Raw genomic sequence first — 25,396 nt, forward strand, 5'->3', positions numbered from 1 at the left:
TCCTCGCCACGCAGGACGTGGGTGATGCGCATCAGGGCGTCGTCGACCGGGTTGACGAGGGTGTACAGCGGGGAGCCGTCGGCCCGGACGAGTACGTAGTCGAACACGTTCTCCGGCGCGAAGGTGATCTCGCCGCGCACCAGGTCGTTCCAGCTCAGCGGCTTGTCGGGCATGCGGAAGCGCACCACGCTGGTGCGGCCCTCGGCCTTGTGCTTGGCGATCTGCTCGGTCGTCAGATTGCGGCAGGTGCCCTCGTAGCCGGGGGCGCGCTTCTCCGCCTTGGCGCGCTCGCGGCCGGCCTCGAGCTCCTCGGCCGTGCAGTAGCAGTCGTACGCGTAGCCGGCTTCCTTCAGGCGCGCGGCGACGTCCGCGTAGATCTCGGTGCGCTCGGACTGGCGATACGGCCCATACGCTCCGCCGACCTCGGGACCCTCGTCCCACTCCAGACCCATCCAGCGCAGCGTGTCGAGCAGCGCGCGGTAGGACTCCTCGGTGTTGCGGGCGGCGTCGGTGTCCTCGATGCGGAATACGTACGAACCGCCGTAGTGGCGCGCGAAGGCGTAGTTGAACAGGGCCGAGCGCACCATGCCGACGTGCGGGTCGCCGGTGGGGGACGGAGGGAAGCGGACGCGGACAGTGCCGGCGGCGGTGTCGGTGCTGGCCGTGCCGGTGGTCGCGGCCGGGTCGGTGCTGCTAGTCACGCCAGGTCTCTCATTCGGTCAGTCGCGGCTGACTACGCGGTTGGTCAGGGTGCCGATGTGCTCGATGGTGACGGAGACGGTGTCGCCGATCTCCAGCGGGCCGACGCCCGCAGGCGTGCCGGTGAGGATCACGTCGCCGGGCAGCAGCGTCATCGCCTCGCTCACGTGCGCGACCAGGTCGGCCACGTCGCGGATCATCTGCGAGGTGCGGCCCGCCTGCTTCAGCTCGTCGTTGACCGTGCAGGTCACCGCGAGGTCGGCGGGGTCCACCTCGGTGTCGATCCAGGGGCCGAGCGGGCAGAAGGTGTCGAAGCCCTTCGCCCGGCCCCATTGCTTTTCGGCCCGTTGCAGGTCACGGGCCGTGACATCGTTGGCGCAGGTGTAGCCGAGCACCACGTCCTTCACGCGGTCGCGGGGAACCTGCCGGCACAGCCGGCCGATGACGACCGCGAGCTCGGCCTCGTAGTGGACCTCTTTGGAGATCTCCGGGTACGCGATCGTCTCGTTCGGGCCGATGACGCTGGTGGAGGGCTTGAGGAAGGTGATGGGCACCTCGGGCACCTCGTTGCCCAGCTCCTCGGCGTGATCGGCGTAGTTGCGGCCGATCGCCGCGATCTTGCTGGGCAGCACCGGGGCCAGCAGCCGCACCTCGTCCAGCGGCCAGGCCCGCCCGGTCGGCTGCGGGTCGGGGGTGAACGGATGCCCGGCCAGCTCGGCGATCACCAGCGCCTGCGGCTGCGCCAGGTCGCCCTCGACCAGCCCGAAGCGCACCGCCCCGGCGTCGGCCGCGGTGTCGGGCAGGGAGAATCTCGCGATACGCACGGGTCTGAGCCTACCTGGCGGCGGGCAGGTAGCCGGACGGATATCGAGGAGGCTGTGGATAACTTCGAGCAATCAGCCGCGCGCCGCGGGGCTACTTCCGGGCGCGCAGCAGACCGTACGTGACCGCGTCGACGATCGCGGTCCAGGACGCGGCGACGATGTTCTCCTCGACGCCGATCGTGGACCAGCTCTCCTCGCCGTTGCTGGTCTCGATCAGCACGCGGGTACGCGACGAGGTGCCGTGGTCCCCTTCGAGGATGCGCACCTTGTAGTCCATCAGCTCCAGCCGCGCCAGCTCGGGGTACAGCTGGCCGAGGGCCTGGCGCAGCGCGGTGTCGAGGGCGTTGACCGGTCCGTTGCCCTCCCCCGTGGCGATGATCCGCTCGCCCTTGGCGTGCACCTTGACGGTGGCCTCGCTCACATGGCGGCCGTCCGCGGTCTCCTCCACGATCACCCGCCAGGATTCGACGATGAAGAACTCGGCGGTGCCGGCGCCGTCGAGCTCCGAGCGCAGCAGCAGTTCGAAGGAGGCGTCGGCGGCCTCGAAGCTGTGGCCTGAGGATTCCAGTTCCTTGACCCGGTCGGTGATGCGCGCTACAGCGTCGCGATCGTCGGACAGGTCGTAGCCGAGCTGACGGCCCTTCAGCTCGATGTTGGACCGGCCGGCCATCTCGGAGACCAGCACGCGCATGTCGTTGCCGACCACGGCCGGGTCGATGTGCTGGTAGAGGTCCGGGTCGGCCTTAAGTGCCGAGGCGTGCAAACCGGCCTTGTGCGCGAAGGCGGAGAAGCCGACGTAGGGCTGCTTGCTGTACGGCGCGACGTTCGTTACCTCGGAGATCGCGTGCGCGATCCGGGTCATCTCAGCCAGCGCGTCGTCCGGTACGACCTTGCGGCCCTTCTTCAGCTGCAGGTTCGCCACGATGGTGAACAGGTTCGCGTTACCGGTCCGCTCGCCGTAGCCGTTCGCGGCGCCCTGCACGTGCGTCGCGCCGGCGTCGATCGCGGCGAGGGAGTTGGCGACCGCGCAGCCGGAGTCGTCGTGGCAGTGGATGCCGACTCGGGCCGAGGTGGTGGCGATCACGTCGGCCACGGCGTCGCCGATCTGGTTCGGCAGCATGCCGCCGTTGGTGTCGCAGAGGGCGACCAGGCTCGCCCCGGCCTCGACGGCCGCTCGCACGCACTCCAGGGAGTAAGCGCGGTCGAGCAGGTAGCCGTCGAAGAAGTGCTCCGCGTCGACGAAGACCCGCCGGCCCTCGCCGACGAGGTGCGACACGGTGTCCCGCCACATCTCCAGGTTCTCGCGCAGGTCAGTCTTGAGCGCGAGCTCGACGTGCCGGGGATGCGCCTTCGCGACCAGGGTCACGATCGGTGCGCCGGATTCGCGCAAGGCGGCCACCAGGGGGTCGTCGGCGGCCTTCACTCCGGATCGGCGGGTCATGCCGAACGCGGCGAGTTGCGCGTGCTTCAGCTCCAGCTCTGTTTGAGCACGTCTGAAGAATTCGGTGTCCTTGGGGTTCGCCCCCGGCCAACCGCCCTCGATGAATCCGACTCCGAGCCCGTCGAGGTGGCGGGCGATCGCGAGTTTGTCGGCTACGGACGGGCTCAGACCCTCCTGCTGCATGCCGTCGCGCAGCGTGGTGTCGTAGACGTGGAAGGCGTCGCTCGTCATGTCGCTCCCTGACTCCTGTCGACGAAAGCCATGTGTCCGACAAAGCAAAAGACCCCTCGCGGTCGCGAGAGGTCTGCGCATCGGCGGCGGGTTGTCGATCAACCTGGATCGGTCAACCCTGTGCTGATGCGCCGCGGCAAATAATCACCTGCCGGTTCCACATGGTCAGCGAGTGTGCCACGGTTTCGGGCGTGTGAACAACCAGGTCCGCCATGTGGACGGGCTCAGGGATCGGGCAGCAGCTTCCCGAGCGGCCCCAGGTCGATGTTGAGGTCCTCCGACTTGAGGCCGAAGTGCTCGCGCAGCTGGGTCATGCGGATCTCCAGGGCCAGGAGCGTTCCGCCGATGCGCTCGATCTGCTCGTCGGTGAGGTCGTGGGCGTCGAGGCGGCGTACGGCCTGGCGCTCCATGAGCTGGCGCAGCGCCTCGACCAGGGTCAGCACCAGTGCCACAAGCGAGCGCTCCACGTTCTCCTGGTCCGCGTCGATGCGCGCACGCAAGTCCATCACCGCACCTCCACATCGGTTTGGGCCGCGAGCGCGCTGACCGACGACAGCAGGAGCCGCAGCGATATCCGGACGAGTTCGACGTCTGCGACGCACAACGTCACCTCGCCGGCGACCACGACTCCGCCCGACAAGACGCGGTCGAGCAGGTCCACCAGGGAGATCTGGCGCGCCGCGACAGGACCGTCAGTCATGGCGGTCCCCCGGCGCGGCCGCGAACGAGTACGGCGGCCATGGGCCGGTGAGCTCCACGTTCAAGCCCTCCTGCCACTCGGTGAACTGCTGGACGAGGGCATGGAACGGCTCAGTGCGCTCCTGGTCGACGAGGTACGCGGCGTTGAGGATCATCCAGTCCTTTCGGCCGGTCAGCCGAGGGTCCTGCGCCGGGTGCAGGCGGCTCGCCGCGCACACCTCACGCAGCTGGGCGTGGATCTGACGGCTCCAGGCCGTGGCGGTGCTTTCCGCGGACTCTCTAGCCGCCAACTGAGCGCGGCGGCGCAGCAGGTAGGCACTTCCTGCGCTCTGCCCGCGCTGCGTTATCTCTCCCGCGCCCTGCCCATGCTGCGCGCTCAGGGTGTCGGCTAATGACTCCGGGTCGACGTAGGCCTTCACGCCCCATTCCGTGCGGCCGGTGACGGCGTCCAGCGCGCGCCGGAATTCGTCGCCTCGGTGACGCAGCAGCTGGCGTACGCCGTCATCGCTGCTGAACAAGGTCGCCAAACGCAGCGGGACGACGGGACCGCTCGCGGCCACGGCCGCGATAACCGCGTCATGGATGCGTGCCTTATCGGCAAGCCAGTCCAGGTCTTCCAGGTTGCCTGTCAGCGACTCAGGTCCGAACCGCCGCGAGTCGACGCTGCCGACGAGAGCAGCCAGCGATCCCTCGACCAGGACGCGCACGTTCTCGCCTGCGACGCCGAGCACGGATGGCGGCGTACCGCATCCGCTCTCGCGCGTTACCGCGTACATCCATACAACGTGACCGTCACGCATGGCTTTCGCCCCGTCGTGCCTTCTGCGGTTCGGGTTGCTCAGCCTCCTCTTCCGGGGGCCGCGCGCTCTGCGCTGTGAGCTCTCGGCGTTGACCCTCGTCCAGCTCCCGCCTGTCCTCGCCGCGCAGCCAGGGATCGTGCTCCCACCAGTCGATTCCGACCTCCTTCGCGGTCTCCAGCGACGCGATCACCAGGCGCAGCTTGATGGTGAGCAGCTCGATGTCGAGCAGGTTCACCCGGATGTCGCCCGCGATGACCAGGCCCTTGTCCAGGACCCGCTCCAGGATGTCGCCCAGGCTCGCGGCTCGGTCGCCTGACTGGACTTGGCCACCGACGGAGCCGGCCGTGAGTTGTTCCTGAGGCAGCGTCACGGCGCCGTCCTCCGCTGCTCGTCACCGGTGGCGGCACGCAGGTAGCGGCGCGCGCGGTGATAGGAGATCACGCCGCCGTCCAGGTCGATTTCGACCTCGTACAAGCCGAGGATGTCCGAGGTCCGTGGCAGCCTGGCGTGTTCCAGGACCTCGACGCCGACAAGCCAGCCCTCCTCGGTCGGCTCCAGCGAGGTGACGCCGAGTGCCTCCTTGCCGACCATCGAGCCGATGATGTCGAGCGCGGCGGCGGCCGCCTCCCGAGCGTCTGTCTCCTGTTTCTGCGCGTTGCGCTGCGCCATCACCGCTCACTCTCCTCCGGCTCTTGCACCGCCGCCTCGGCGGCATGCGGCCGCGCTATCGCCCCCGTGATCGCCTCCTGCCGCCGCGCCGCCTCGTCAGGGTCGATGCTTCCCTGCCTGAGCGCCTCATCGACCGCTTCGAGGCGGCGGCGCACCGAGGCCGGATCACGCAGCTCGGCCTCGACCTGACGCTGGATCACGCGGCTGATACCGATCACCCCGCGCAACGGCGCCAGCGGAATACCGATCGTCCATGACAGCAAGCCCATGACTATCCCTTGGCACCTCGGCTGATGACGAAGTCGTAGGCCGCCATCGGCCCCAGCACCCGGACGTCGATACGGCCGCGATGCGGCTCGGCCCAGTCATCGACCGCCTGCCGGAACGCATCCCGCTTGTCCGTATCGACGAGGTACGCGACATAGACCGCGTCGCGCTCGTGGGTCGCGTCCCGCAAAGCGGCATCGCACCCCAACGGTCGCAGCGCCTCGATCAGTGACGCGGTATCGCGCTCGCGCTTGGCCGCCACCGCCTGCGCCACGATCTCGCCGAGCCGGATGCGCTCGTTGCGTGTGGCGTCGTCGGGCGCGCCGTCGATCGCCTGCCGCAGCCGCTCGGCTTCTTCGTTCTCGCCAAGCACCTCGCGTAGGATCGCGCCTTCCTCGTAGCGGCCCTTGACGATGTACTCCTCGCGGCCCTCCAGCAGACGCAGCGCTTGCGCGAACTCGTCGTGGTTAGGGACCAGCAGTTCGTCGGTAACCGCCTGCCGGTCGGCGAGCACGGCGCCGAAGCGCAGCGGCAGCACCGGCATCGCCGCCGCAGTGGCGTCGAGCAGCCGGGCGTGCGCCGCGAAGTCCTCCGGCGTGCCGAGTCCGCGGTCCACCGGGATCTCGCTGACCAGCGCCGCGACGTCGTCGTGCGCGATCACCTCGATTCCGGCCGGCGGATCGCCCACACCGCGCGCCTGCTCGGTGGTCTCCACGTCCGCCGGGGCGATGCCGTAGACGTAGATCGCCGTCTGCACGTCCGGTCCGGTCGATCGTTCGGCGCTCGCGGCGGTCATGCTCATCGCCTCCTGTCACGGTGCGCGGGCTCGCGTTCGTACTCGTCGTCCTCGTCGTCCTCGTCGTCGGAATCGCTGTTCAGCAGGCCGCTCAACTTCTCCCCGGCCGCCTCGAGAGCGCCGGACGTGCGCGACTTGGCGCCGCCCTTGTTGACGTCCTCGAGCAGGTCCGGAAGGCCGTGCTGCTGACCTTCGCTCAAGTCGAGGCGGTTGACGGCCTCAGCGAACCGCAGATAGGTGTCGACGCTTGCGATCACCACGCGCGCGTCGATCGTCAGCAGTTCGATGCCTACCAGCGACACGCGCACGTACGCGTCGATGACCAGGCCCTTGTCGAGAATCGTGTCGACGACGTCGGCCAAGTTGCTCGCGTTCGGCCGATCGAGGCTGCCGCCTGCCGGTTGCACGGTCATGAGCGCTCCTCCTCGTCGTCGTCCTCCTCGTCCTCCTCCTCAGGCTCGTAGCCGTCCTCGTCCTCGTACTGCTCCTCGTCTCGCTCGTCGTCGCGCTGCTCACCCTCGTCGCCGCCGTGCTCGGACACGACCTCGCCGTCCCGGATCTCGCCGCGCCAACCTTCCAGGTCGTCGGCGTGCAGCACGGTGTGCGTCATGACGTGCCGTTGGAAGTGCTTGAGTTCCAGGCGCACCCTGCGGCCCTGAGCCCGCCACAGATTTCCGGTGCGCTCGAAGAGCCCCTGCGGGTGGTATTCGAGCACCACGATGACCTTCGTCAGGTCGGGAGCGAGTTCGTGGAAGGTCACCGCGCCGTCCACGTATCCCTTGGCGCCCTTGGACCGCCACACGATCCGCTCGTCGGGCACCTGCTCGCGGATGGTCGACTCCCAGGTGCGGTGCGACAAGAACACCTGGGCTTTCCAGGTCAGCTTCTCGTCCGCGACCTGTTCGACGCGCTCGACCTTCTTCATGAAGGACGGGAAGTCGGCGAACTGCGTCCACTGGTCGTAGACCACATCGATCGGGGCGCCGATTTCCACGGACTCCACGATGTTGGTGATCTTCGCGTGGCTGCCCTTGCCGGCGGACTTGCGGCCCGAGGTCAGCGCCTCCATCACGCCGCCGCCGGCTTCTTTGAGCTTGTTCTTGGTGCCCTCCACGCCCGCGCTGAGCGCGGCTGACGGTGCGGCCTTGAGTGCCTTGGCGCCGACGGCCGCGACGGCTTGCGCGCCGTCCGAACCGGTCGCGGCATCGCCCAGCTTCTCGACCGTACTGCCCACCTTGTCGGTGATGTTGGAGAGTGCCCGCTGCGTGAGCGCGTTGACCAGGTGCTGCACCGATTCGCGCAGCTGGTCTGTGGGCTGCGCTGCTTCAGATGCCCGCGTCGCGCCTTCGACTGTCTTGGTAGCCATGGCAGTCACCTCCGGGTGCGGCGTTCGGCCGCGCCGCTTGTTCCGCTGGCGGCACGGGACGGCCGGCGCGCGGTGCGCGAAGTCTCGCCCCGGGGTTCCGCGGCGGCGGTGCGCCGTTGGGCGGGCTCGGCACGTCGCCGCTTGACCGGCCGGTACGGCTCCTGCTCGGGCTCGGAATCCCGCTCCGATTCCTGCTCAGGTTCCGACTCCTGCTCGGATTCGTCGGCGTCTTGATCGTGCCGCGACTCCTCCTCCTGATCGGAGTCGTCGTCCCGATCCCGTTGCCTGCGCTGGCTTTCCGCGGCCTGCTGCTTTCGCCCGCGGCCCCGGTCCTGCTTCGGCTCTTCCTCCTCCGGCTGCTCCTGCTCGGCACCGTCCTCGTCGGCGCCCGAACTGCCGGAAAGCCGTTCGGTCAGCGCGTCGATGCGACGAGTCGCCGCGGCCGTCGCCGCCGACTTCAGCTCGCCGCGCACGGTGCCCATCAGGTTCTCGACCGGGCCGGACGCCCCGAGCTCGCCGATCGCGCGCCGGGCCAGCCCGCCCGGCGACTTGGCCAGACTGCCGGTGATTCCCGCCGCCGTGACCATGAGCGCGAGCTTCATCTTCTTCGTGCGCCCCATCAAATAGCCGGCCGCCACCCCCGCCGCGACCCTGGTTCCGCCTTTCATCGTGCGGCCTCCTGTGCCTGTGCTGAGGCCCCACGGCTTTCCCCGCAACGGAAGTGTAAACGGCTTGAAATCTGACGGAGCTTCATATAAACGCATGAAAAGGGCACAGCGGGACTATCGAGCCCTTAATGCCGATTCATCGGACCACTTCGGACAGCAAGAAGTCCCTGTGTCGCCACAGGGACTTCTTCGCCGTCGTGCGAAGATCGCGTCAGGCTTCGATCTTGTAAAGCCAGCCGTGCTTGTCCTCGACGACGCCACGCTGAATGCCGAGAAGATGCTCCCTAAGGCGCAACGTGACCGGACCCGGCGTGCCGTCGGCGATCGTGAACGCGTCGTTCTTCGACTTGACGCTACCGATCGGCGTGACGACCGCCGCCGTACCGCAGCCGAACACCTCGGTCATCGCACCCGACGTGGCGTCAGCGCGCCACTGCTCGACCGAGATGCGTCCCTCCTCGGCGGGGATGCCGAGGTCGGCCGCGGCCTGAAGCAGCGAGTCGCGGGTGATGCCGGGCAGCAGCGAACCGGACAGTCCGGGGGTGAACAGGCGCGCGTCGTCGCCGGAGCCGTACACGAAGAACAGGTTGTTCGAGCCCATCTCCTCGACGTACTTGCGCTCGATCGCGTCCAGCCAGCACACCTGGTCGCAACCTTCTTGCACGGCCTGCGCCTGGGCCATGAACGAGGCGGCGTAGTTGCCGGCGCACTTGGCCTCGCCGGTACCGCCGGGCGCGGCGCGCACGTAGTCCTCGCACAGCCAGACCTTCACCGGCTTGATCCCGCCGCTGAAGTAGGCCCCGGCCGGGGAGGCGATGAGCATGAACAGGTACTCGCCGGCCGGCCGGTTCACGCCGAGTCCGGTCTCGGTCGCGAACATGAACGGGCGCAGGTACAGCGACTTCTCCGGGTCGTCGGGCACCCAGGCGGCGTCCTGCTTGACCAGCGCGTCGATCGCGCCGATGAACAGCTCCTCGGGCAGCTCCGGCATGCCCATGCGGCGGGCGGAGCGGTTGAGGCGCGCGGCGTTCGACTGCGGGCGGAAGGAGGCGATCGTGCCGTCCTGCTGGCGGTACGCCTTCAGCCCCTCGAAGATCTCCTGGCCGTAGTGCAGCGCGGCGGTGGCCGGATCGAGCTCGATCGGACCATAGGGGCGCAGCTGGGCGTCATGCCAACCGCGGCCGGCCGTGTACTTCACGGTGATCATGTGGTCGGTGAAGTATCGGCCGAAGCCGGGATCGCCCTCGAGAATCGCGGCGCGTTGCGCGTCGGCGAGCGGCTCGCTGGTCGGCTTGAGCTCGATGGTGGTCGTCATCGCTGGTCTTCCTCTTCTGGGGGCCGGTGCGGTCGGTGCTGACCGTGACGGCCCCCCGAGGAGGCACCGCCCAGGAAGGGCTGCCCAAGGGAAAGCTTGCACTGGGCCGTCACACTGACTTTTCTCGCCTAGTGAGACGGTAACCCAATACGACTACCGTCTCACCTGCCTACGTTCGCTACGTCGGCTGCGCTGTTTGACACAGCGCCTACTCGCTCGGCGATCGCGTCGCCGATCTGCGCAGTGGTACGCGCGGTGAGCGTGGCGCGCTCGGCGAGGTCCGCCTCGGCGGCCGCCTCGATCGCGGCGGCCGCGTCCTGCAGGGCGGAGCCGAAGCCGTGCGCGGCCAGGTGGCGCAGCAGCAGGGCGCCGGAGAGGATCGCGGCCGTGGGGTCGGCCTTTCCGGTGCCGGCGATGTCCGGCGCGGAGCCGTGTACCGGCTCGAACATCGAGGGGAAGGCCCCGTCCGGGTTGATGTTCCCGGAGGCGGCCAGGCCGATGCCGCCGGTGACGGCCGCGGCCAGGTCCGTGATGATGTCGCCGAACAGGTTGTCGGTGACGATCACGTCGAAGCGCTCGGGCGCGGTGGTCAGGAAGATGGTCGCCGCGTCCACGTGCAGGTAGTCCGTGGCGACCTGCGGGTATTCGGCCGAGACGGCGTCGAAGATCCGCTTCCACAGGTGGCCGGCGTGCACCAGCACGTTGTTCTTGTGCACCAGGGTGAGCTTCTTGCGGGGCCGGGCGGCGGCGCGGGCGAAGGCGTCGCGCACCACGCGCTCGATGCCGAAGGCGGTGTTCACCGAGACCTCGGTGGCCACTTCCTGCGGGGTGCCGGTGCGCAGCGAGCCGCCGTTGCCGGTGTAGGGGCCCTCGGTGCCCTCGCGCACGACCACGAAGTCGATGGGCTCCTCGCTGCGCAGCGGGCCGGTCACGCCCGGCAGCAGCTTGGACGGCCGCAGGTTCACGTAGTGGTCGAAGGCGAAGCGCAGGCGCAGCAGCAGTCCCCGCTCAAGCACCCCGGACGGGACGGTCGGGTCGCCGACCGCGCCGAGCAGGATCGCGTCGTGTCCGCGCAGCCGCTCCAAGGTCGCGTCGGTCAGGGTCTCCCCGGTGGCGTGCCAGTGCTTCGCGCCCAAGTCGTACTCGGTGGTCTCGAGCTTGACCGAGCCGGGTAGCGCGGCCCGCAGGACCTTCAGTGCCTCGGCGGTGACTTCGGGGCCGATGCCGTCGCCGCCGATGACGGCGAGGTCGATCGCGGAGCGGGTGGCTTCGGACTCGATTCCGTCCGGCTGCGCGGAGCTGTTCGAGGATGCCGCCTCAGACGACGCTGTGCTGGAGACCATGCGCCGAGCCTAACGCGCGTCTCGCGGCTCAAACACCGACCGTCCGCGATATGGACCGGGTTACCTCGCGCCGGCTGCGCCGGGCCGCGGCGCGTGCGGCCGTCGTCGGGGAAGCCGTCGCAGAGCTGGTAGCCGCCGCCGACGACGCCCGGGACTCGTCGTCCCGCCAGTCGTAAGCGTCCTGCAACGCTCGCCGTGCCTGTGCCCGTGCGTCACGCTCGTCCGCGGGCGTTTCCTGCGGACTCTGCGAGGCGCGGGTGCGATAACCGTCCTCGTGCTCGTACATCGTGTTCCGTCCCTGGCCGGAGGTGAGTGCTGCCGGCGGATGCTTTCCTGCCGCACTGGGTACGGACACGCCTGGCTTGTGGCCGAAGACGCGATCCTGCCGGAACCGGTACGGCGCGGGGTGTGGCGCCGATACTCGGAAGTCCTAGCAATTCACGGTACCGACTCGAGCGGCGCTTGTCTCGCCTAATGCTCGGACGTCCTACTATCTGAGACGGGGACGTACCGTGCCTTGCCGCCTACTCTCCGCTGACCTGCTTGCGTCCCGCTTATGCCGGACCAATGCAAAACCGCAGCCCCCGTCCGGTGTTCCGGACGGGAGCTGCGGCTGAAATCCAGCGTCGGCCTAGCGGCACGCTACGGCAGCGCGACCGCCCGGCCCCAGGACGCCCCGATTGCGTCGGAGATCTCGGCCAGCACCTCGGCCGGGATCGCCGAATCCACAGTCAGCGCCATCAGCGTCTCGCCGCCCTTCGCGGAGCGGGAGACCTGCATCCCGGCGATGTTGATGTGCGACTCCCCCAGCAGCCCGCCGACCAGGCCGACCACGCCCGGACGGTCCACGTAGCGGAAGAAGGCGAAGTGCTCGGACAGCGGCAGGTCCACGGTGAAGCCGTTGACGTCGACGATCTTCTCGACGAACTTCGGCCCGGACAGCGTGCCGGAGACCGAGACCACCTCGCCGCTGGCCAGCGTGCCGCGCACGGTGACCACGTTGCGGTAGTCCGGGGACTCCGAGGTGGTGGTCAGCCGCACCTCAAGGCCGCGCTCCTGCGCCAGCAGCGGGGCGTTGACGTAGGAGACCGAGCCCTCGACGACGTCCGCGAAGACGCCCTTGAGCGCGGAGAGCTCCAGCACCTTCACGTCGTGCTGGGTGATCTCGCCGGCCACGATCACGTCGAGCTGCTGCGCGCCGCCGCCGGCCAGCCCGGTGAACAGCCGGCCCAGGTTCTCGGCCAGCGGCAGGCCCGGGCGCACGTCCTCGGCGATGGTGCCGCCCTGCACGTTGACCGCGTCCGGAACCAGCTCGCCGGCCAGCGCCTGGCGTACCGAGCGGGCCACCGCGATGCCGGCCTTCTCCTGCGCCTCGTCGGTGGAGGCGCCCAGGTGCGGAGTCACCACGACCGAGTCGAGCTCGAACAGCGGGGAGTCGGTGCACGGCTCCTTCGCGTAGACGTCGATGCCGGCGCCGGCGACCCGGCCCTCCTTGATCGCGGCGGCCAGCGCGGTCTCGTCGACAAGGCCGCCGCGGGCCACGTTGATGATCCGCACGGTCGGCTTGACCTTGCGCAGCGCCTCCTCGCCGATCAGGCCGATCGTCTCGGGGGTCTTCGGCATGTGCACCGTGATGAAGTCGGAGGCGGCCAGCAGTTCGTCCAGGGTGACCAGCTGCGCGCCGATCTGCGCGGCCTTGCCGGCCTGCACGTACGGGTCGTAGGCCAGCAGCTTCACGCCGAACGGGAGCAGCCGCGCGGCCACCAGCGCGCCGATCCGGCCGAGGCCGACGATGCCGACCGTCTTGCCGTCCAGCTCGATGCCGGTGTACTTCGAGCGGGCCCACTTGCCGCCTTTGAGCGCGGCGTTAGCGCTCGCGACGTTGCGCGCGCTGGCCAGGATCAGGGCGATGGTCAGCTCGGCGGCTGAGGTGATGTTCGAGGTGGGAGCGTTGACGACCATGGCACCGGCCTTGGTCGCGGCCTGGATGTCCACGTTGTCGAGGCCGACGCCGGCCCGGGCGATCACGCGCAGCTTGGTGGCCGCGGCGATCGCCTCGGCGTCGACCTGGGTGGCCGAGCGCACCAGGATCGCGTCCACGTCGGCGATGGCTGGCAGCAGTTGAGCGCGGTCGGCGCCGTCGCAGTACCGGACCTCGAAGTCGGGGCCGAGCGCCTCGACGGTCGCGGGGCTGAGCTCTTCGGCGATGAGAACCACAGGCTTGGGCACGGGGGGATTCCTCCGGTCGTCCGTCAGCAAGTAAGCGAGTAACGGAATTGCGCCCGGGTCCACCACGCTGTGGTCCTGGCAGGATGACGCGGCACTGCACGATTGCGTTAACGCGGGATGTCTGTGTTAACGCCAGGTGTCGTACAGCCGCTCACGGGCCATGGTACAGATTCGGCGGCCAGAATCGAGGCCCCGAAACGGGGACATACCGACCGTCTCAGGATGCGGAAGATCACGCAGCACGCAGGCCTGACCACAGCTCGCGCAGCCCGTCCGCCGCAGATCCGTTGATCCAGCTCAGGTCGGACGAACCCACGTCCACTGGCGGAGGTTGTATGTCGGACCGAGTTCGGTGACGTTGTCGCGGACGTTGCCGAGCTTCGGCGAAAAGGCGATGAGCGCCGGCCACTGGAAGATCGGCAGCGAGTACGCGTCCTGACTGATCTGATCATCGGCCTTGTTGAGGTAGTCGGTGACCGCGCTCTGGGACGACGCCCCCTGATCTTCGTCGGACAGCGCCGCGTCGTTCAGCCATCGGTCGACTCGTGCGTTCGAGTAGCCGCCGAAGTTGCCAGCCCCGCCGGTTGTGTATGCGGCCTGATCCGCTGCACTCGGGAACGCGCTGGCCGTCGAGGAGTACGCGATGAGGTCGTAGCGATAGGCGCCGCCGCTCTGCGCGAGTGTGGCGCCGAGGTTGTCGGTCGGCGACACGTTCACGGTGATCCCTAGGCGAGCCGCGTCCGCCGCGAACAGTTCGCTTTCGGCCTGGCGGATCTGATTGCCCATCGGGTACTTCAGCGAGAGCGCCGGGATGACGGTTCCGTCCGGCGCGGTCAGCCGGCCGCCCAGCGCGGCGTTCGTGAAGCCTGCGGCGGTGAGTGACTTGCGCGCCCGCGCGGCGTCGCCGGTGCCGAGTCCGTGCTTCGTCAGATTGTCCTGATAACCGGCTTGGTTGCGGACGAGCATGCGGTTGTCGAGCGGGACGGCGGTGGGCTGAATCCGCTGGATGGTCTTTGCGAGCACGTCGTCGCGGTCGAACGCGGTGAACATCGCGGTGCGCAGAGTATTGCTCCACGGCTTACCGCCGAGCGTCGCGTTCTTGAGGTTGAAGTCGATGTGCTCGACCTCAAGCCCGGAGTCGATGTGGTACGCCACCGCGGCGCCCATCGTCTTGATGGTGTCGATAAGGCCGCTCTGCGGCTGTGGATAGATGCCGTCCACCGTGCCGTCGCGCAGCGCGGCCGCCTGCTGGGCAGGGCCGGTGACGACGCGGAAGACGACCTTGTCGAGCTGCGCGGCTGGGCCGTAGTAGTGCGTGTTCCGGTCGAGCGTGACTGACGTGTGGTCGGCGGAGAGCGCGGCCAGCGAGAACGGCCCTCCGGAGACGGTCGGCGCGTTCGCGGCGAACCAGGCTGACGCGGCCGCGATGTCGCCGTGCTGCTTCGCGATGTGCGCCGGATACAGCGTGCTGAACAGCGACTTCCAGTCGGCGAAGGGCTTGGCGAAGACCACCGTGACGGTCTTGCCGTGGTCGGATCCGGTGATCGACGCGATGCGGCTGTAACCGATGGTCGACACGGCGGCGGGGTCCGCGCTCTGCGCTCGCCAGGCGTAGTCGAAATCGTCGACAGTGATCGGCGTACCGTCGGACCAGGCTGCGCTCGACTTGATGCGGTACACGATCGTTTGCGGACTGGTGGACGTCTGGTTCGCGCTGTCGAGCAGGTCCGAGTTGAGAGTGACCGTGTACGACGGGTTGACGGTAAACGCGCTCGGATAGACGGCGCCGAGGACTTGATGGGCGTCGAAGGTGTCGCCGCTACGCGTGAACAGATTCCAGTTGTCGATAGGCGCTGAGATGGCCCAGGTGACCGCCCCGCCGGTGTGGCTATCGGAGGAACTGCTGTTGATGCTGTCCGCGGCGGCCGTGCCGGCCAGGTCGGTGTCGGCCGAGACGGCGCGGCCGGGGCCGGAATCCGAGCAGGCCGTGAGGCACAACGCGAGCACCAAGCCAGTCGTCGCCCGCCATGCCGCCGTCTGCCACGCCGCCGTCTGCCACGCCGCCGCCCGGAACATGAACGCTCCTTCGCCTCACCGACCGTCAGTTGCCTAACCGGAGGATGGGGCGAAGGAGCGGAAGATAATCAGGCTTACCGCCTAACAGGTGACCGCCGAGACAGCGATCACGCCTCGGTGTTCACCCAGGACATCAGCTTGCGCAGCCGCTTGCCGACCTGCTCGACCGGGTGGTTGGTGGTGGCCTCGTAGTACTTCTTGAACTCGTTGAGGCCGCCGTCGTACTCCGCGATCCACTGCTCGGTGAACTGGCCGGACTGGATCTCGGCGAGCACCTTCTTCATCTCCGCGCGGGTCGCGTCGGTGATGATGCGGGGGCCGGTCTTGTAGCCGCCCCACTCCGCGGTCTCGGAGATCGACCAGTTCATCTTGCTCAGGCCGCCCTCGTAGATCAGGTCCACGATGAGCTTGAGCTCGTGCAGGCACTCGAAGTAGGCGATCTCCGGCTCGTAGCCCGCCTCGGTCAGCGTCTCGAAGCCGGCCTTGATCAGCTCCTCGACGCCGCCGCACAGCACGACCTGCTCGCCGAACAGGTCGGTCTCGGTCTCGTCCTTGAAGGTGGTCTTGATGACGCCGGCACGGGTGCCGCCGATGCCCTTCGCGTAGGACAGGGCCAGCTCGAGAGCCTTGCCGGAGGCGTCCTGCTCGACCGCGACCAGGCAGGGCACGCCGAAGCCGTCGTTGAACTGACGGCGCACCAGGTGGCCCGGGCCCTTGGGCGCGACCATCGCCACGTCCACGTTCGCCGGCGGCTTGATCAGGCCGTAGCGGATGTTCAGGCCGTGGCCGAAGAAGATCGCGTCGCCGTCGGCCAGGTTCGGCAGCACCGCCTCCTCGTACACCTCGCGCTGCACCGGGTCCGGCACCAGGATCATGATCACGTCGGCCTCTTCGCAGGCCTCGAACGGGGTGACCACGCGCAGCCCCTCCTCCTGCGCCTTGGCCCGCGACTTCGAGGTCTCCGGCAGGCCGACCCGCACGTCCACCCCGGAATCGCGCAGCGAGAGCGCGTGCGCGTGCCCCTGCGAGCCGTAGCCGAGGATGGCGACGTGCCGGTTCTGGATCACCGAGAGGTCGGCGTCGTCCTCGTAGAACATCTCAACTGCCATGGTGACTATCCGCGTCTTTCTCTCTGAAGGGCGCCGGTCAGGGCCGGCGCCCGCTTAGGCTGCGCGCTCGACGGAGCGCAGGGTGCGGTCGGTGATGGAACGTGGGCCGCGGCCGATGGCGACCATGCCGGACTGGACCAGCTCCTTGATCCCGAACGGCTCGAGGACCCGGAGCATCGCCTCCAGTTTGGCCGAGTCGCCGGTGCTCTCGACGACCAGGGAGTCCACCGAGACGTCCACGACCCTGGCGCCGAAGGGCTCGATCGTGGCCAGCACCTGGTGCCGCTCGGCGGCGTCGGCGCGGACCTTGACCAGGATCAGCTCCCGGTGCACCGAGGCGGCCGGCTCGAGCTCCACGATCTTGAGCACGTTGACCAGCTTGTTCAGCTGCTTGGTCACCTGCTCCAGCGGGTGGTCCTCCACGTTCACCACGAGGGTGATCCGGGAGATCTCGGCGTACTCGGTCGGCCCGACGGCGAGGGACTCGATGTTGAAGCCGCGGCGGGAGAACAGCGCCGCCACTCGGGCGAGGACACCGGGCTTGTTCTCGACCAGCACCGAGAGGGTGTGGGTCTGGCCGTGCCCTGTCGCGCCGTGCGACGCGTGATTCTGGATGCTCATCGCTCCGCTCCCCTACTACTCTTCGCCGTCGCCGAAGTCTGGGCGCTGGCCGCGCGCCGCCAGGATCTCGTCATTGGACACGCCGGCCGGGACCATCGGCCAGACCATCGCGTCCTGATGCACCACGAAGTCCACCACGACCGGCGCGTCGTTGATCGCCATCGCCTTCTCGATCGTGGCGTCCACCTGGTCCGGGGAGTCGCAGCGCAGGCCGACGCAGCCGTAGGCCTCGGCGAGCTTCACGAAGTCCGGCACCCGGCGCGGCTCGGCGCCGCCGCCGAGCTCGATGCCGGGTCCCGCGGCCAGGGTCGTGTTCGAGTAGCGCTGGTTGTAGAACAGGGTCTGCCACTGGCGCACCATGCCGAGGGTGCCGTTGTTGATCACCGCGACCTTGATCGGGATGTCGTTGATCACGCAGGTGGCCAGCTCCTGGTTGGTCATCTGGAAGCAGCCGTCGCCGTCGATCGCCCAGACGGTGGTGTCCGGGCGGCCGACCTTGGCGCCCATCGCGGCGGGCAGCGCGTAGCCCATGGTCCCGGCGCCGCCGGAGTTCAGGAACGTGCCCGGGTTCTCGTAGTTGATGAACTGCGCGGCCCACATCTGGTGCTGGCCGACGCCCGCGGTGTAGATCGCCTCGGGTCCGGCGATCTTGCCGATCCGCTCGATGACGAACTGCGGGGCCAGGCTGCCCTTGACCGTCTCGTAGCCGAGCGGGTACTTGGTGCGCCAGGCGTCCAGCATCGACCACCAGGCCGCGTAGTCGCCCACGCGTCCGGCGGCGTGCTCGGCGCGCACCGCGACCGCCAGGTCCGTTATCACCTCGGCGCAGTCGCCCACGATCGGCACGTCGGCGACCCGGTTCTTGGAGATCTCCGCCGGGTCGATGTCGGCGTGCACGACCTTGGCGTCCGGGGCGAAGGAGGACAGCTTGCCGGTCACCCGGTCGTCGAAGCGGGCGCCCAGCGCGATGATCAGGTCGGACTTCTGCAGCGCGGTGACCGCGGCCACGGTGCCGTGCATGCCGGGCATCCCCAGGTGCAGCTGGTGGCTGTCGGGGAAGGCGCCGCGGGCCATCAGGGTCGTGACGACGGGTGCGCCGGTCAGTTCGGCCAGGGCGCGCAGCTGCGCGGTCGCGCGGGCCTTGAGCACGCCGCCGCCGACGTACAGCACCGGCCGCCGGGACTCGACGATCATGCGCGCGGCCTCGCGGATCTGCTTGGCGTGCGGCTTGGACACCGGGCGGTAACCCGGCAGGTCCATCTCGACCGGCCAGCGGAAGGCGGTGGTGGCCTGCATCGCGTCCTTGGCGATGTCCACCAGCACCGGGCCCGGGCGCCCGGTGGCGGCGATGTGGAAGGCCTCGGCGATCGTGCGCGCGATGTCCTCCGGCCGGGTGACCAGGAAGTTGTGCTTGGTGATCGGCATGGTGATGCCGCAGATGTCCGCCTCCTGGAAGGCGTCGGTGCCGATCGACGAGGCGTTGACCTGGCCGGTGATCGCGACGATCGGCACGGAGTCCATGTGCGCGTCGGCGATCGGGGTGACCAGGTTGGTCGCGCCGGGCCCCGAGGTGGCCATGCACACCCCGACCCGGCCGGTGGCCTGCGCGTAGCCGGTGGCGGCGTGCCCAGCGCCCTGCTCGTGCCTGACCAGGATGTGCCGGAGCTTGGCCGAGTCGAGCAGCGGGTCGTAGGCGGGCAGGATCGCCCCGCCGGGGTAGCCGAAGATCGTGTCGGCCCCCGATTCCTCGAGGGCGCGGATGAGAGCCTGCGCACCGGTCATCGGGACGCCGGCGGTCGCGGCGCGCTGCGAGCCGTGGCTGTTTGGCTGGGAACCCGGGGCCGCCGCCCTGGCCTGCTCGGTCATGATCTGGACTTCTCTCGCTCGGTCCGGGCCGCCGCCCGGGACACATCTGCTTGGCCAACAAAAAATCCCCCGGCCCGTGAGGGCAGCCGAGGGATGCGCGCTGGCGTGGAGCCTTGGGGCTTCAGCCGGCGCGCTGGCCGAGTACGAGCTCGCGTAGGTGGCAGAAGGCAATCCGCATGGGCTAGACACTCTCGCGACCACACCGGCCGCGTCAAGCCGGGCCACTGGCTGTCTCGTAATCCGGACATGACGATCTCAGAGCTTTCCCGCGACTCCATTGGACAGGCTTCTATTGGACACCTCTCCATTGGACGGCGCACCACTCGAAAGCGGATCGGGCGCGTGCGGGTGGGGATGGGAGTGCGGGGTGGCACCGATCGCGGGCTGGTAGATCACCACGCGGCCCTTCCCTCCCGCCTTCGCCTCGTACATCGCCAGATCCGCCTCGCGCATGAGGTCCGCCGCCGTCACCCCGGACCGCCAGAACGCGACGCCGATCGATGCGCCGACCACGAAGCGGGAGCCGAGCAGGAGGTACGGCCGGGTCAGCGCCTCGTGCAGCCGGCCGGCCACCTCGCGCGCGGCCTGGCCGTCCGGCCCGCACTGCACCAGCGCGGCGAACTCGTCGCCGCCGAACCTGGCCACGGTGTCCCCGGCCCGCACCGAACCGCGCAGCCGCGCGGCCACCTCGGTCAGCAGCGCGTCTCCGGCGGCGTGCCCGCCGGCGTCGTTGACCTCCTTGAACCAGTCCAGGTCGAGGAAGAGCACTGCGACCGGTTGCGGCGGGGCGGGATCCGGCGCGGGCGCACCGGGGTAGGACGGCACCGGAGACACAGGATGCTGCGACAGCGCCTGCTCCAGACGTTCCGCGAACAGTGCGCGGTTCGGCAGTCCGGTGAGCGAGTCGTGATAGGCGTTGTAGGCGAGTTGCTGCTGCAACGCGACCCGGTCACTGACGTCCCGGCAGGTGAAGACCAGGCCGCCGCGGTGCCGGGTGAGTGTGCACTCGGCGTGCCGCCACAGCGCGCTGCCGCTGTCGAGGGAAAGCGGTTGGGCGGCCCTGATCCGGCACTCGACCGCGGCCGAGACCGCCGTGCCGGCGAGGAAGCGCTGCACAGCCCGCGCGACGGTGCGCCGATCGTCCGGGTGCACGAGACGGTACAGCGAGGTGTCGGCGAGTATGCCGGGTTCGTAGCCGAACACGTGCAGCGACGCCGGCGAGATGTACCCGAGACGCCCCGAGGGATCGACCGTCATGATGACGTCGCTCGACCCCTGCACGAGCGACCGGAAGTGGTCTTCGCGCACCTTCAGCTGCTTGGTGAGCCGGTGGTTTTCCAGCAGCGTCACGGCTTGGCGGGAAACCAGCGCGATCAGGACGGTCGCGCCGGCACCGAGCAGCGCGGCGTGCACGCGGTGGTCGCCGGTGAGGCCGTCGACCATGATCCCGGCCAGGCAGATCAGCCCGGCGAGGTAAGGGAAGAGCAGTCCGAGCAGGCTCAACGCGCGCCGCACGCCCGAGAGCAGCGAGGCGTGCATCCAGTGCCGGGCACGATGGCGCTGGCCCGGCCGCGTCCACGTGCTCATCCACGGCGCGACCGCGAGCAGCAGGTAGCCGAGGAACCAGCCGGAGTCGAGCAGTTCGCCGGAGCTGTATTCGGCGCGCACGGCCGGAATCGTCCAGATCGCGTCCGAGACGACGATCAGCGAGTAGCCGGCGACGAGGGTCGCCATGGAGGCCCCGTCCCGCCGGCCGTTCCGGAAGCGCAGCGCGAGCACCAGGCTGACCAGCAGGATGTCGAAGACCGGATAGGCCAGCGCGAGCGCGATGGCCAGCGTCGAGCCGCCGTCGCTCCCGGCCTCCTGCGCGAGCGCGACCGTCCAGCCGCCGCTGAACAGCGCCCCGGCGATCATCACGCCGTCGAGCACCAGCTTCAGCCAGCCGATCGGCGCGCCAGGCCCGCGCTGGTGCACCAGCGTGCCCGCCATCGCGAAGGGGGCGAAGAACAGGAACATCCAGTCCGCGACCGAGGGCGAGGGCGGGGTTTGGTGCAGCACGATCTCGTACCAGCCCCACACGCCGTTGCCCAGTCCGGCGACCAGGGCGGAGGCGGCGAACAGGAACCAGGAGACGCGCAGCCGGCCGCGGGCGAGCATGGCGCGCCAGGCGCAGGAGACGGCGGCGAAAGCGGCCACGGCGGACAGGCCGAAGTCGCCCATCAGGTCGGCGAGGGTGTGGGCGCTGCCCTCACCCGGGTGCGGCGGGGAGCCCCAGTGCAGTACGGAGCCGGCCGTGTACCCGCAGGCCAGCGCGGCGACGGCGGCGAGCGCGGCGGTCGGCCGTGCGGTCCCCGCCTGGCGGTTTCGGATGGCGGCCATCGTCCCGGTTCTGATCGTGCCGCGGTTTCTGGTCGGACGCTGCTTCTGATCGGACGCTGCCCCTGATCGGGAAGCCTTTGATCGGGAGCCGCTGCTGATCGGACACTGCTTCTGATCGGACACGGCCTCGTTCATGCACCGTCCGGTTCATGCACCGTGTGGTTCGTGCCCTGACGGTCCTTCACTGTACGACACTTCTCGGACGCGCTCAGTAGCGATTCAGGCTTCCAGTGGGGCTTTCATCAAAACGGGCGGCTCCGGGCAACCAAAGCGACGCGGCAATCGTCGGACCGTCCGAGGTTGCGTCCCGCGTTCCCGCTGGGCGCTCAGAAGTGATCCTTGATCCGATCGTTGCGGAAATACGGTGCTCAACGCCGGTTCGTAGGTGTATTTATTGGTGGCCGTCGAGCGGGGAGCTCGCGAGGAACGGCGCAATTCAGGGGAGGGGCGGGGTGGGCGATAACTCATTCATGCCTCCGGCCCATTCGGACGGGAACGGTCCGGAGAGTCCGGAGGATTCACACGGCGCGGTACAGCCACCGCTGGAGCGGGGCGCAGAACCGGATTTCGCCGCAGCAGAGACGGCGGACATCGCGCACGGCGTACCCACGGACGTGGGGCAGACGGCCAGCGCTGGAGCAGGTCTACCGGTTTTCGCCGAGGCGGCAGGCGCAGCGCCATCCGTGCCGGCGAAGCGCCGAAGCCGAGCATTGATCGTTACCGCGATCGGCGCCTCGTACCTCGTCCTCGCGGCTGGCACGGCTGCCGCCGTCGTCGACATCGCATCACCGGCTCCGGTCGACGTCGCGGCGGCTCTCGCGTCCGCGTCGGCCGGCACCGGCGTGAGCGGAGCCGGCGCGGTGTCGGCGAGTGCCCACGCGTCGGCGTCCGCGTCGCCCTCGGCCTCGCCGTCTCCGTCACCGTCGCCGAGCCCCAAGTCCACCGTGATCGGCTCGGTGAAGGATGGCATCCACTCCGGGGACCTGCGCTACTTCCTGCTCCCGCCGCCGGACGGCCCGAGTTCGGTGCAGGGCGACCCGGACGGCAACAAGGAGAGCCAGAGCGACGTGGTCAAGGAGTACGGCGGCTCTTCCGACGTGAAGTCCGCGCTGAGCCAGCTGGGCTTCAAGGGCGGCGCGCAGCGTACGTACCAGGACTCGACGATGGGCGCGAACGTCTCGATCGAGCTGCTCCAGTTCGACTCGAGCGGTGACGCGGACAACTGGATGCAGGGCTTCCAGCTCAACGGAAGCGGCTGGACGTCCTTCAGCATTCCCGGCGAGTCGGGTGCCACCGCGCGGGAGAAGAACGCCGACAACCTCGACAGCCTCATCGGCGTGTACGCCGAGGGCGACACGTTCTACCAGATCACCGTCTACGGCACGCAGACGCTTCCGCACAGTGATCTCGCGAATCTGATGACCGCCGAGCACGGCAGGCTGGCCCATGGCTGAGAATGTGGAGAACGTCGAGAACGTGATCGGGGACACTGAGCCGCCGACCGAATCCGTGAGCGCGTCGGAGCAGCTCATTCCCGAGCCGCCGACTGAGACCGACGCCACCGCGCCGTCCGAGCTGACCTCGCCAGCGACCACGACCGCCACCGAGGCCGAGGCCGAATCCGCCGCGCCGACCGAGCTGACCTCGCCCGCGCCAACGACCGCCACCGAGGCCGGGGCCGGGGCCGGGGCCGAATCCACCGCCGCCGCGCCTTCCGAACCAACCAAACCTCGTCGCAGCGTCAGCACCCGCAAACTGTTCGCCGGGGCGATCGTGCTCGGCATAGTCGGCGGCGTGGCGGGCGGATTCACGATTCAGGCGATGCGCCGTCCCACACCCCTGCCGCCCCTCGCCGTCACGCAACCGGTCTATCCGCGCGGCCCGATCTTCGATGGCACGCGGCCTCCGGCGCTGCCGGCGAGTCAGGACGACGCCACGATCGTCAACGGAGACCTGACGAAGCTGTTGCTGCCCACTCCCGCCGGTGCGACAGCTTCGTTCTACGACCACGAATGGGTCGAGCTCTCACAAGACGCCGCAGACTGCACCCTTCCGGCGAACTGCTTGGCCGACGAACTGAACAGCCGGCTCGTCCGTATCGCCGCGACGACCTGGACTCAGGGCGACGGTCTGTTCATCGAGATTCGGATGTACCAGCACCTGCCCGGACACTTCGACGCGGCCGCAACCGACCTGGCCTCGGCAAAGGGCCACAGCAACGCGCTGACCCTGCCGGACAGCGTCGTGGCAGCCGGATACGAATTCGTTGCCTCCGACGGATACAACGACGACTTCGCCGTTGCCGTACACGGAGACCTGGCCGTCGACTTCTGGGTCACCTCGAAGAATCACGTCCCAGATCCGTCGATCATCAGCAAGCTGATTACGCAGCAGATGGCGAGGCTGTGATGGAACCGCAGAACCAGGCCGAGCCGCAACCGACGCAGCCCCAGACTCAGCCGCAACCGACCCAGCCCCAGACCCAGCCTCAGACCGAGCCCCAGCCGCAACCGTTCTCCCTGGAGCCGGCGGCGCTACCTGCGATGACCGCGCCAATCGAGTTCGCGCCGCCCGTCGCCAGGCGTGCCGTCCCACGTAGCAGAGTGCTGATTGCGGTCGGCGCGGTACTGTCCATCGCTGTCGGCGCCGGAATCGGCGTGGCCATCGTGCAGCACCGGGAAGACAGCAACAACAAGACAATCGCGGCCGCGCGCGCCGCCGCAGCTGTCAAACCGGCACCGGTGACCGGCGGCGTGCGATCCGACGGCTCGCACTACGGCTCGCTGTTCGCGTACCTGCTGCCCATGCCGAGCGGATACACGCCTGGGCCGTACGACGCGAGCTACGGCAACAACAGCTTCGTTCCGGCCGCGCAGATCACCTCGCAGCTGGAAGACCTGCTCTCCGGAATCCCGAAGTCCGACATGTCGAGCGTCAAGGGGGCACTGGCCGACACGCACCTCAAGGGCGTCGCGATCCGCACCATGCAAACCGAGCAGTCACCCACCGCCGTCGTGATCTCGGTCGAGTTGCTCCAGTTCGACGTCAAGGACGCCAAGAGCGCAGCGGCCGGCTTCGACAGCCTGGTCTCGAACCTGAACGTCTTCCGCAACGGTGCCTCAGTACCCGGATACGGGCAGGCCAAGTGCGTACTCCCGCCCGGATTCGGCAGCGACAAGCTCGACGAGATGCTGTGCGTCGCATCGAGCGGCGACGTCGAGGTGGTGGTCGACGCGCAGGAAACCGCGCCGCTCGACCAGAACTCGGTCGCGACGCTGGTCGCGCAGCAGCTCGACCGGCTCAAGACGTCTCAGAGCATTGATCAGTGAGGCCGTGATGACGACAGACACAGGACTGCCCGGCGAGGCGGCCGAGCCGATCGACCCGGCCAAGCTCGCGGAGACTCAAGCCACCGAACCCCCCGCTACCGCTCCAGCAGCTCCCAGCCAGGCGGACGGCGATCCGGCCGCAACCGCTCCAGCTGCTACCGACATGGCCGGTGGCGATTCGGCCGCAACCGATCCAGCCCCGGCGGACGGCGATCCGGCCGCAACCGCCGCCGCAACCGATCCGGCCGATGGCGTCATTCCCGCTAGCGTCGCCGACCCAACGGAGACCGTCGCCGCTGCCGCCGCCCTGGCCGGTACCGTCACTGTCGCAACCGCTCCCGACCCGGCCGATGGCGTCATTCCCGCCGCCGCGGTCACTGTCGCTCCCGACCCCGCGTTGATCGAGGCCGAGTCGGCGCGGCTCGCGGAGGCTGCGGCTCGCCGGTCGCGCAGGCGTCGCAACGCGTTGCGCTGGATTGGCGCGGTAGCCGTGACGCTCGCAGTCGGCGGTGGCACCGCGTTCGCGCTCACGATTCCCCAGCGCACTGACATGCCAGGCCTCGGCACTCCGTCGGACGGCCGGTACGCCTTCCCGCAGCTCAGTCTCCCGGCACTTCCGGCCGGCCAGCCCGCGCCCGCTTCCTCAGCCGGCGCGGAATCCGGGCAGCA

Annotated in this window: 25 protein-coding genes and 1 pseudogene; 5 read left to right on the top strand and 21 right to left on the bottom strand. The window is 69.1% G+C overall.

Annotated features, from left to right (window positions below; all coding sequences use genetic code 11):
• From VFA06_RS24975 to VFA06_RS25045, 15 genes are all read right to left on the bottom strand, one after another.
• A partial coding sequence (locus VFA06_RS24975) for a glutamate--tRNA ligase (RefSeq protein ID WP_349260350.1) occupies nt 1-587 on the bottom strand: 587 nt, incomplete at its 3' end.
• 132 nt (nt 588-719) lie between these two features.
• A complete protein-coding gene (locus VFA06_RS24980; RefSeq protein ID WP_324843162.1) occupies nt 720-1,523 on the bottom strand; it encodes a fumarylacetoacetate hydrolase family protein in 804 nt (267 codons plus the stop codon).
• Nucleotides 1,524-1,614: 91 nt separating this feature from the next.
• Nucleotides 1,615-3,276: a citramalate synthase gene (cimA, locus tag VFA06_RS24985; protein ID WP_414639957.1), complete on the bottom strand. Its 1,662-nt coding sequence runs from the start codon at nt 3,274-3,276 to the stop codon at nt 1,615-1,617.
• 143 nt (nt 3,277-3,419) lie between these two features.
• The gene (locus VFA06_RS24990; protein WP_324843164.1) at nt 3,420-3,701 is read right to left on the bottom strand and encodes a gas vesicle protein K; all 282 of its coding nucleotides are present in this window, start codon (nt 3,699-3,701) and stop codon (nt 3,420-3,422) included.
• The gene (gvpJ, locus tag VFA06_RS24995; protein WP_324843165.1) at nt 3,701-3,895 is read right to left on the bottom strand and encodes a gas vesicle protein GvpJ; all 195 of its coding nucleotides are present in this window, start codon (nt 3,893-3,895) and stop codon (nt 3,701-3,703) included. The genes VFA06_RS24990 and gvpJ (VFA06_RS24995) overlap by 1 nt, the downstream gene beginning before the upstream one ends.
• Complete coding sequence (locus tag VFA06_RS25000; RefSeq protein WP_349260348.1) at nt 3,888-4,625, bottom strand: GvpL/GvpF family gas vesicle protein; 738 nt, start codon at nt 4,623-4,625, stop codon at nt 3,888-3,890. The genes gvpJ (VFA06_RS24995) and VFA06_RS25000 overlap by 8 nt, the downstream gene beginning before the upstream one ends.
• Before the next feature lie 61 nt (nt 4,626-4,686).
• Nucleotides 4,687-5,058: a gas vesicle protein gene (locus VFA06_RS25005; RefSeq protein ID WP_349260351.1), complete on the bottom strand. Its 372-nt coding sequence runs from the start codon at nt 5,056-5,058 to the stop codon at nt 4,687-4,689.
• A 2-nt stretch (nt 5,059-5,060) separates the two neighbouring features.
• Nucleotides 5,061-5,363: a gas vesicle protein GvpO gene (gene gvpO / locus VFA06_RS25010; protein WP_324843168.1), complete on the bottom strand. Its 303-nt coding sequence runs from the start codon at nt 5,361-5,363 to the stop codon at nt 5,061-5,063.
• A complete protein-coding gene (locus VFA06_RS25015) occupies nt 5,363-5,632 on the bottom strand; it encodes a gas vesicle protein GvpG (RefSeq protein ID WP_324843169.1) in 270 nt (89 codons plus the stop codon). Before VFA06_RS25015 ends, gvpO begins: the two co-directional genes overlap by 1 nt.
• Nucleotides 5,633-5,634: 2 nt before the next feature.
• Nucleotides 5,635-6,426 (bottom strand): GvpL/GvpF family gas vesicle protein, encoded by a 792-nt coding sequence (locus tag VFA06_RS25020; protein ID WP_324843170.1) that lies wholly within the window; start codon nt 6,424-6,426, stop codon nt 5,635-5,637.
• A gap of 2 nt (nt 6,427-6,428) precedes the next feature.
• Nucleotides 6,429-6,839 carry a gas vesicle protein GvpJ gene (gene gvpJ / locus VFA06_RS25025; RefSeq protein WP_324843171.1) on the bottom strand — a complete coding sequence of 137 codons (411 nt, stop codon included), beginning with the start codon at nt 6,837-6,839 and terminating at the stop codon, nt 6,429-6,431.
• Nucleotides 6,836-7,792 carry an SRPBCC family protein gene (locus VFA06_RS25030; RefSeq protein WP_324843172.1) on the bottom strand — a complete coding sequence of 319 codons (957 nt, stop codon included), beginning with the start codon at nt 7,790-7,792 and terminating at the stop codon, nt 6,836-6,838. The genes gvpJ (VFA06_RS25025) and VFA06_RS25030 overlap by 4 nt, the downstream gene beginning before the upstream one ends.
• Before the next feature lie 5 nt (nt 7,793-7,797).
• A complete protein-coding gene (locus VFA06_RS25035; RefSeq protein ID WP_324843173.1) occupies nt 7,798-8,460 on the bottom strand; it encodes a hypothetical protein in 663 nt (220 codons plus the stop codon).
• A 211-nt stretch (nt 8,461-8,671) separates the two neighbouring features.
• Nucleotides 8,672-9,775, bottom strand: coding sequence for a branched-chain amino acid aminotransferase (locus VFA06_RS25040; RefSeq protein ID WP_324843174.1), 1,104 nt, complete (start codon nt 9,773-9,775; stop codon nt 8,672-8,674).
• Nucleotides 9,776-9,936: 161 nt separating this feature from the next.
• Nucleotides 9,937-11,118 carry a 3-isopropylmalate dehydrogenase gene (locus tag VFA06_RS25045; RefSeq protein WP_324843175.1) on the bottom strand — a complete coding sequence of 394 codons (1,182 nt, stop codon included), beginning with the start codon at nt 11,116-11,118 and terminating at the stop codon, nt 9,937-9,939.
• Nucleotides 11,119-11,168: 50 nt separating this feature from the next.
• Here VFA06_RS25045 and VFA06_RS25050 point away from each other — a divergent pair, with 50 nt between their 5' ends.
• Nucleotides 11,169-11,294: a hypothetical protein gene (locus tag VFA06_RS25050; protein WP_324843176.1), complete on the top strand. Its 126-nt coding sequence runs from the start codon at nt 11,169-11,171 to the stop codon at nt 11,292-11,294.
• Nucleotides 11,295-11,760: 466 nt separating this feature from the next.
• Here VFA06_RS25050 and serA read toward each other — a convergent pair whose 3' ends face one another.
• From serA to VFA06_RS25080, 6 genes are all read right to left on the bottom strand, one after another.
• Nucleotides 11,761-13,347, bottom strand: coding sequence for a phosphoglycerate dehydrogenase (gene serA, locus VFA06_RS25055; RefSeq protein WP_324843177.1), 1,587 nt, complete (start codon nt 13,345-13,347; stop codon nt 11,761-11,763).
• A gap of 297 nt (nt 13,348-13,644) precedes the next feature.
• On the bottom strand, nt 13,645-15,423 hold the full coding sequence (locus VFA06_RS25060) for an ABC transporter family substrate-binding protein (protein WP_324843178.1): 1,779 nt from the start codon (nt 15,421-15,423) through the stop codon (nt 13,645-13,647).
• Nucleotides 15,424-15,530: 107 nt separating this feature from the next.
• Complete coding sequence (ilvC, locus tag VFA06_RS25065; protein ID WP_324843179.1) at nt 15,531-16,532, bottom strand: ketol-acid reductoisomerase; 1,002 nt, start codon at nt 16,530-16,532, stop codon at nt 15,531-15,533.
• Nucleotides 16,533-16,586: 54 nt separating this feature from the next.
• On the bottom strand, nt 16,587-17,153 hold the full coding sequence (ilvN, locus tag VFA06_RS25070; protein WP_324843180.1) for an acetolactate synthase small subunit: 567 nt from the start codon (nt 17,151-17,153) through the stop codon (nt 16,587-16,589).
• Nucleotides 17,154-17,168: 15 nt separating this feature from the next.
• The gene (locus tag VFA06_RS25075) at nt 17,169-19,019 is read right to left on the bottom strand and encodes an acetolactate synthase large subunit (protein WP_349260349.1); all 1,851 of its coding nucleotides are present in this window, start codon (nt 19,017-19,019) and stop codon (nt 17,169-17,171) included.
• Between the two features lie 255 nt (nt 19,020-19,274).
• A complete protein-coding gene (locus VFA06_RS25080; RefSeq protein WP_324843181.1) occupies nt 19,275-21,398 on the bottom strand; it encodes a diguanylate cyclase domain-containing protein in 2,124 nt (707 codons plus the stop codon).
• 710 nt (nt 21,399-22,108) lie between these two features.
• On the opposite strand from VFA06_RS25080, the gene VFA06_RS25085 reads away from it, so the two are divergent.
• From VFA06_RS25085 to VFA06_RS25100, 4 genes and pseudogenes are all read left to right on the top strand, one after another.
• Complete coding sequence (locus tag VFA06_RS25085; RefSeq protein ID WP_324843182.1) at nt 22,109-22,852, top strand: hypothetical protein; 744 nt, start codon at nt 22,109-22,111, stop codon at nt 22,850-22,852.
• Nucleotides 22,845-23,807: a hypothetical protein gene (locus VFA06_RS25090; protein WP_324843183.1), complete on the top strand. Its 963-nt coding sequence runs from the start codon at nt 22,845-22,847 to the stop codon at nt 23,805-23,807. The genes VFA06_RS25085 and VFA06_RS25090 overlap by 8 nt, the downstream gene beginning before the upstream one ends.
• The gene (locus tag VFA06_RS25095; protein WP_324843184.1) at nt 23,807-24,727 is read left to right on the top strand and encodes a hypothetical protein; all 921 of its coding nucleotides are present in this window, start codon (nt 23,807-23,809) and stop codon (nt 24,725-24,727) included. The genes VFA06_RS25090 and VFA06_RS25095 overlap by 1 nt, the downstream gene beginning before the upstream one ends.
• A gap of 7 nt (nt 24,728-24,734) precedes the next feature.
• Nucleotides 24,735-25,396 (top strand): annotated as a pseudogene (locus VFA06_RS25100) (hypothetical protein); the annotation flags it as partial.

The sequence above is a fragment of the Actinocrinis sp. genome (assembly GCF_035653575.1).
Classification (GTDB): Bacteria; Actinomycetota; Actinomycetes; order Streptomycetales; family Catenulisporaceae; genus Actinocrinis.

What these genes read in the sequence shown, in the direction of transcription:
- gvpJ (WP_324843165.1), bottom strand. Translation starts at nt 3,895, where the DNA reads ATGACTGACGGTCCTGTCGCGGCGCGCCAGATCTCCCTGGTGGACCTG.
- VFA06_RS25015 (WP_324843169.1), bottom strand. Translation starts at nt 5,632, where the DNA reads ATGGGCTTGCTGTCATGGACGATCGGTATTCCGCTGGCGCCGTTGCGC.
- VFA06_RS25090 (WP_324843183.1), top strand. Translation starts at nt 22,845, where the DNA reads ATGGCTGAGAATGTGGAGAACGTCGAGAACGTGATCGGGGACACTGAG.
- VFA06_RS24990 (WP_324843164.1), bottom strand. Translation starts at nt 3,701, where the DNA reads ATGGACTTGCGTGCGCGCATCGACGCGGACCAGGAGAACGTGGAGCGC.
- VFA06_RS25035 (WP_324843173.1), bottom strand. Translation starts at nt 8,460, where the DNA reads ATGAAAGGCGGAACCAGGGTCGCGGCGGGGGTGGCGGCCGGCTATTTG.
- ilvN (WP_324843180.1), bottom strand. Translation starts at nt 17,153, where the DNA reads ATGAGCATCCAGAATCACGCGTCGCACGGCGCGACAGGGCACGGCCAG.
- cimA (WP_414639957.1), bottom strand. Translation starts at nt 3,276, where the DNA reads ATGCGCAGACCTCTCGCGACCGCGAGGGGTCTTTTGCTTTGTCGGACA.
- VFA06_RS25060 (WP_324843178.1), bottom strand. Translation starts at nt 15,423, where the DNA reads ATGTTCCGGGCGGCGGCGTGGCAGACGGCGGCGTGGCAGACGGCGGCA.
- VFA06_RS25050 (WP_324843176.1), top strand. Translation starts at nt 11,169, where the DNA reads ATGGACCGGGTTACCTCGCGCCGGCTGCGCCGGGCCGCGGCGCGTGCG.
- VFA06_RS25020 (WP_324843170.1), bottom strand. Translation starts at nt 6,426, where the DNA reads ATGACCGCCGCGAGCGCCGAACGATCGACCGGACCGGACGTGCAGACG.
- VFA06_RS25030 (WP_324843172.1), bottom strand. Translation starts at nt 7,792, where the DNA reads ATGGCTACCAAGACAGTCGAAGGCGCGACGCGGGCATCTGAAGCAGCG.
- VFA06_RS25045 (WP_324843175.1), bottom strand. Translation starts at nt 11,118, where the DNA reads ATGGTCTCCAGCACAGCGTCGTCTGAGGCGGCATCCTCGAACAGCTCC.
- ilvC (WP_324843179.1), bottom strand. Translation starts at nt 16,532, where the DNA reads ATGGCAGTTGAGATGTTCTACGAGGACGACGCCGACCTCTCGGTGATC.
- VFA06_RS25095 (WP_324843184.1), top strand. Translation starts at nt 23,807, where the DNA reads ATGGAACCGCAGAACCAGGCCGAGCCGCAACCGACGCAGCCCCAGACT.
- VFA06_RS25075 (WP_349260349.1), bottom strand. Translation starts at nt 19,019, where the DNA reads ATGACCGAGCAGGCCAGGGCGGCGGCCCCGGGTTCCCAGCCAAACAGC.
- VFA06_RS25080 (WP_324843181.1), bottom strand. Translation starts at nt 21,398, where the DNA reads ATGGCCGCCATCCGAAACCGCCAGGCGGGGACCGCACGGCCGACCGCC.
- gvpO (WP_324843168.1), bottom strand. Translation starts at nt 5,363, where the DNA reads ATGGCGCAGCGCAACGCGCAGAAACAGGAGACAGACGCTCGGGAGGCG.
- VFA06_RS25040 (WP_324843174.1), bottom strand. Translation starts at nt 9,775, where the DNA reads ATGACGACCACCATCGAGCTCAAGCCGACCAGCGAGCCGCTCGCCGAC.
- gvpJ (WP_324843171.1), bottom strand. Translation starts at nt 6,839, where the DNA reads ATGACCGTGCAACCGGCAGGCGGCAGCCTCGATCGGCCGAACGCGAGC.